The organism is Streptomyces sp. ICN903 (assembly GCF_022015835.1).
GTDB lineage: Bacteria > Actinomycetota > Actinomycetes > Streptomycetales > Streptomycetaceae > Streptomyces > Streptomyces fenghuangensis.
In genome coordinates, this window is the sequence record NZ_JAKMAY010000201.1 from 1 (window position 1) to 5,060 (window position 5,060).

Annotated in this window: 5 protein-coding genes and 1 pseudogene; 1 reads left to right on the forward strand and 5 read right to left on the reverse strand. The window is 76.2% G+C overall.

Annotation, left to right across the window (positions count from 1 at the left end):
* Positions 1 to 402: pseudogene (locus tag L7D48_RS19570) on the forward strand (hypothetical protein); the annotation flags it as partial.
* Between the two features lie 56 nt (positions 403 to 458).
* On the opposite strand, the gene L7D48_RS19575 reads toward L7D48_RS19570, so the two are convergent.
* The 5 genes from L7D48_RS19575 to L7D48_RS19595 form a co-directional block, all read right to left on the reverse strand.
* Positions 459 to 1,151 (reverse strand): endonuclease/exonuclease/phosphatase family protein, encoded by a 693-nt coding sequence (locus L7D48_RS19575; RefSeq protein ID WP_237880828.1) that lies wholly within the window; start codon positions 1,149 to 1,151, stop codon positions 459 to 461.
* Positions 1,152 to 1,316: 165 nt separating this feature from the next.
* On the reverse strand, positions 1,317 to 2,258 hold the full coding sequence (locus L7D48_RS19580) for an ROK family glucokinase (protein ID WP_237880830.1): 942 nt from the start codon (positions 2,256 to 2,258) through the stop codon (positions 1,317 to 1,319).
* Positions 2,259 to 2,463: 205 nt separating this feature from the next.
* Positions 2,464 to 2,970: a DUF5304 family protein gene (locus tag L7D48_RS19585; RefSeq protein ID WP_237880832.1), complete on the reverse strand. Its 507-nt coding sequence runs from the start codon at positions 2,968 to 2,970 to the stop codon at positions 2,464 to 2,466.
* Positions 2,971 to 3,184: 214 nt separating this feature from the next.
* Positions 3,185 to 4,480: an ArsA family ATPase gene (locus L7D48_RS19590; RefSeq protein ID WP_237880844.1), complete on the reverse strand. Its 1,296-nt coding sequence runs from the start codon at positions 4,478 to 4,480 to the stop codon at positions 3,185 to 3,187.
* Between the two features lie 11 nt (positions 4,481 to 4,491).
* Positions 4,492 to 4,941: an SRPBCC family protein gene (locus L7D48_RS19595; RefSeq protein WP_237880834.1), complete on the reverse strand. Its 450-nt coding sequence runs from the start codon at positions 4,939 to 4,941 to the stop codon at positions 4,492 to 4,494.
* Positions 4,942 to 5,060 lie beyond the last annotated feature (119 nt).

The following is a 5,060-nucleotide window of genomic DNA, read 5'->3' on the forward strand; positions in this document are numbered from 1 at the left end:
CCCGGCGGGGGCGGCGAGGGGGACGGCGAGCGCTCCGGGCCGGCCGCCGGCGACCCCCCGGTGCGCGGCTTCACCGTGTACGCGGCCGGTTCCGGACCGCGCGACTGGAGCCCGGCCGAGCCGTCCGACGACGACCTCGGCGAGGACGACGAGGGCCACTTCGTGCCGCCCGAGCCCCCGCCCCTGCCCAAGGGGGATCCCGCGAGCCGCTTCGCCTGGCTGGCGGTCCTGGGCGGTCCGCTGCTGCTGATGCTGACCATCCTGTTCCAGCAGCCGGTGACGTGGTGGATCGCCACCCTGGGCATCGGCGGGTTCCTGGGCGGTTTCGCGGCGCTGGTGATGCGGATGCGCGACGAGGAGGACGACGACTTCGAGGATCCGGGGCGCGGCGCCGTGGTCTGACGGACCGGCCGGACCGGTGAGGGGGCCGGGCCGTACGGGAAGACCCGGGGCCCGGGTTACGCGGCGGGTACGCGCAGGGCGGCCAGGACCGGCAGGTGGTCGGTGGCCGCCCTCAGGTCCGCGTCGGCGACGCCCGGCAGGCCGGCGGGCACACCGCAGCCCAGCACCTCCACCGCCCCGGTGGCCAGCACCGCGTCGATGCGCTTGCGCGGCTCGGCCGCGGTCGAGGTGAGTTCGCCGCCCCACGCCCTGGTGGCCCAGCCGTCCTGGAGTGCGGCGGCCAGACGGCGAAAGGCCCGGCCGTCCGGCTCGTCGTTGAGGTCGCCGGCCACCACCCCGGCGTCCTCTCCCATGCCCGCCAGGCGGTCCAGGACCATCCCGGCCTGGGCGTACCGCTCCTTCTCGGCCAGGCTGAGGTGGCAGCAGACCACCGCCAGCCGGGCGGAGGGACCGAAGCGCAGCACCGCCGTGGCCAGGCCACGGCGGTGCAGGCCGGGAGTGCGCGGCAGCAGTACGTCCTCACCGCGCTCCACGTGGGCGCGGAGCGAGGACAGGATCATCGGTCCGGTGGCGGTCGCCCCGCCCGTGACGTAGACCAGGCCCGTCTCCCGGGCGAGGCGGGCCGCGTACTTGCGCCAGCGGAAGAAGCGGGGCGCCTCCTGGACGCAGAGGACGTCGGGCGCGCAGGCCCGGACGACCCGGGCCAGCGCGTCCGTGTCGTCGCGCATGGAGCGGATGTTGTAGCTCATCAGCCGGACGACGGCCGAGCCGTCCGGTTCGGTGCGGGACGCGGGCAGCTCCCCGGGCGCCGCGCGCCCGGGTCCGGATTCGGCTCCGGGCCCGGATTCGGGTCCGGTTCCGTTCCCGGGGAAGTCTCCGTTCCCGGCGGCCTGGCTCACCCGCGCCCCCCGCCGTCAGCCCTGGCGGGCCAGGTCGGCCGCGCCCACCAGACCGGCCCTGCCGCCGAGCTGGGCGGCGAGCACCTGGGCGTGCGGGCGCCACTGACTGCCCACCAGCCAGCGGCGGAAGGACTTGCGGATCGGTTCGAGGACGAGGTCGCCCTCGTCCGAGACACCGCCGCCGACGATGAACGCGGCGGGGTCGAAGAGGGAGGCCAGGTCGGCCAGTCCCGCTCCGGCCCAGCGGGCCAGCTCGCGGAAGGAGTCGACGGCCACCGGGCAGCCCTGCCGGGCGGCCTGGCTGATGTGCCGCCCCTCGATGCCCTCCGGGGTTCCGTCGCCCAGGGCGAGCAGGATCTTCGCGTTCTCGGGGGTGGCGTTGGCACGCTGGCGGGCGTAGCGGACCAGGGCGCGGCCCGAGGCGTACTGCTCCCAGCAGCCCTGGCTGCCGCAGCCGCACAGCAGGCCGTCGGGGACGACCCGGACGTGGCCGAACTCCGCCGCGACGCCGAACCGTCCGCGGTGGAGCTTCCCGCCGATGATGATGCCGCCGCCCAGTCCGGTGCCGAGCGTGATGCACACGACGTCGTCGTGGCCCTGGCCGGCGCCGAAGCGGTACTCGCCCCAGGCCGCGGCGTTGGCGTCGTTCTCGACGACGACCGGGAGGCCGACGCGCTGCTCGACCTTGTCCTTGAGCGGCTCGTTGCGCCACTTGATGTTGGGTGCGAACAGGACGGTGGCCCGCTTGTCGTCGACGTAGCCGGCGGCGCCGATGCCGACCGCCTCGACCTCGTGCCCGGTGCTGACGGTGCGGACCGCCTCCGCGATGGCGTCGATGACGCCCTCGGCGGTGGGCGGGGTGGGCACCGTGCTGGTCTCGAGGATCGCGCCCTCTTCGTCGACCACGCCGGCCGCGATCTTCGTACCGCCGATGTCGACGCCGATGGTGAGTCCCATGTGTCCCTCAGTTACTCGGTCGATCCCCGCTGTGCACAACCGTACCGGAGGGCGGAGGCTTGAACGGACCGACTGCGAAACCCAACCCGGTCCGTACAAGGCGTGAACACTGCCCGAACGGTGTCCGGAGGGCGTTCGGAGGAGCCCTGGCCGAATTCCGGACGGGTTCGGCCGGAATCCGGACGGGGCGGGAGCGTGGCGGAGGTCAGTCGAGATCGATCCGCTGGGATCCGGCGGGGCCCTCCCCCTCGCCGCCCCGGCCCTTGTCGTCCTTCTCCTCCCGGGCCGTGCCGCCGTCCTCCGCCGCGCCGCCGCCCGCTCCCGCACGGGTCCAGCGCCCCTCCTGGTCCGCCACCGCGGCGCGGTAGGCGGCCAGCAGCTCGCCGCCCGCGGCGGCGAGGTGGTCGAAGACCTGCGGGTTGCGTTCGACGACGGGTTCCACCACCGCTCTGGCGCGGTCGGCGAACTGGGCGAACTGCCGCACCGCGCCCCGGGCGGCGGGGCCGGCCAGCGGCCCGCCGAGCTCGGCGAGCTTCCCCGTGACCGCCTCGGCCAGCTTGAGCAGTTCCTCGGCGGCACTCCCCGGCGGGGTCCCGTACCGCTCGCGGCGGCGCTCGCGCTCGGCGGCGAGGTCCTCCTCGCAGGCGGTGGCCCAGGCGTCGGAATCGGCGCCGGGGTCTGCGTGGGAGGGGCGCTCGGTGGCATCGCTCATGGCGGGCTCCTGGGGCGGTGGCTGCGACGGGGCCGCGGCGGTCCGCGGCGTGTGGCGGAGGACCGCCCGGCGGACGGCCCCCTCCTCCTCGACGTTACCCGAACGCCCCGGCGGCGCCCGGGGCGTCGGGCTTCCCGGCCCCGCTCGGTCCCGCTCAGTCCCGCTCAGTCCCGTGCGGTCCCGCTCGGTCCCGCTCGGTCCCGCGCGGCCCCGCTCAGTCCCGCTCGGGCCACAGCCCGGCTTCGGGCTCGAAGCGCACCGTCAGCTCGCCGTCGGCCAGCCGGGCTCCGGCCACCGCGCAGCGGCGCAGCGCGGCGGGCAGCGGCAGCACCCTGCGGAACGGCCCGGTGGTGACGACGACCTCGTCGCCGCGGCGCACCAGGGAGAGCGTCTCGCGGACGGCGCCGGGCAGCGGCAGCCGCCACAGCAGGACGCCCTCGTCCGCCAGCCGGTCCTCCACCGTCCACGGCCCCTCGGCCCGGTCTCCGGTCCGGTCCTCGGCCAGGTCCCCGTCCGGGGCGGCTGCGGACGGCGGGCCGGGCGGTGGGATCCGCTCCGCCAGTTCACCGAGGTCGGCCACACCCTGCGGCTCCCGTCCCAGGTGCGGCAGCTCGCACACGTCCGCCGAGCCGTCCGGGCAGCCGCCCAGCAGCTCCTTGAGCGCCTTCTGCTGGCGGGACGCCAGGCCCGCCAGCCAGGGATCGGGCGAGGCGGTGGGCAGCAGCCGGTTGGCGACCACGGCGTCCAGCGCCAGACCGTGCAGCGCGAGTCCGGCCCGGGCGGCGCGCAGCGCGCGGACGGCGGCGGGGCCGGGCTCGACGACCAGCCGCACGGTCGTCCCCGGCGACTCGACCACCGCCTGTACGGCGGCGAGTTCGCGGTCCAGCCGGCCGGCGGCCTCGTAGAGCGATCGGGCGGGCATCGGCACCCCGGCGAGCTGGGCCAGCACCGGCCGCAGCGCGCGGGCGGCCTGCCGCTCCGGCGGCAGCAGCCGCCGCAGCCAGCGCCGGGTGTGCTCGGGCAGCGCCAGGGTGCGCACGGCCCGCCCGACCGGCGGCATGTCGGCCACGACCAGGTCGTACGGGCCGCCCCCGGTGAAGTCGTGCGCGGCCGGGTCGTGTGCGGCGCGCAGGGCGCGCAGCAGGGCGAAGGCGTCGGCTCCGGGCGGCTCGGCCAGCTCGTCGTCGTCCAGCGGCTCGGCGCCCAGCAGGTCCAGGGCGGAGCGGGCGCGTTCCTGGAGGGCGACGGCGCGGGCCCGGAAGTCGGCGCCGGAGTCGAGGCGGGACAGGACCAGACCGGGCGCGACCTCGCGGGCGGCTCCCTCCCCGTCCGTACGGTCCGCACCGCCCGCGCCGTCCGTGCCGAACAGCGCCTCCAGCAGGGCCGGGTCCTCGGCGCTGAGCAGCAGTGTGCGGCGGCCGCTTCGGGCCGCCGCCAGCGCGGTGGCGGCGGCGACGGTGGTACGGCCGCTGCCCCCGCCGCCGGTGACCAGGACCGTGCGCGCCCGGATGCCCTCCACGCTCAGGACTTGGCGCCGTTCTCGACGCGCTTCTTCAGCCCGTCCAGAGCGCGGTCGATGATGACCTTCTCGGCCTTGCGCTTGATCATGCCGAGCATGGGGATCTTCACGTCCACGGTGAGCTGGTAGGTCACTTCGGTGCGGCTGCCGCCGTCGAGGGCCCTCAGCCGGTACACGCCGTCCAGGGTGCGCAGCATCTGCGACCTCACCAGGGACCAGCGGACCTCCTCGGGACCGGCCCACTCGTAGGCGAGGGTGTGCTCGTCCCGGATGGCCCCGGCGTCGAGCAGCAGCCGCACCTGCTCGGCCCGGCCGCGGTCGTCGGTGGAGAGCACCTCGGCCTCCTTGACCTCGCCGGTCCACTCCGGGTAGCGCTCGAAGTCGGCGATCACCTCCATCACCTCGGCCGGTGCCGCCTCGACGATGATGCTCGACCTGGTGTGCTCGGCCATCCCTGTGGCTCCTCCGCGTTGCTGCGCCCGGCTCGTGGTCCGCCGCCGTCTGCGGGGGAAGGCTACCGCGCGCGGACGCGGCGTCCCGCCCGCCCCCGTCCCTGCGCGTGCTTCCCCTC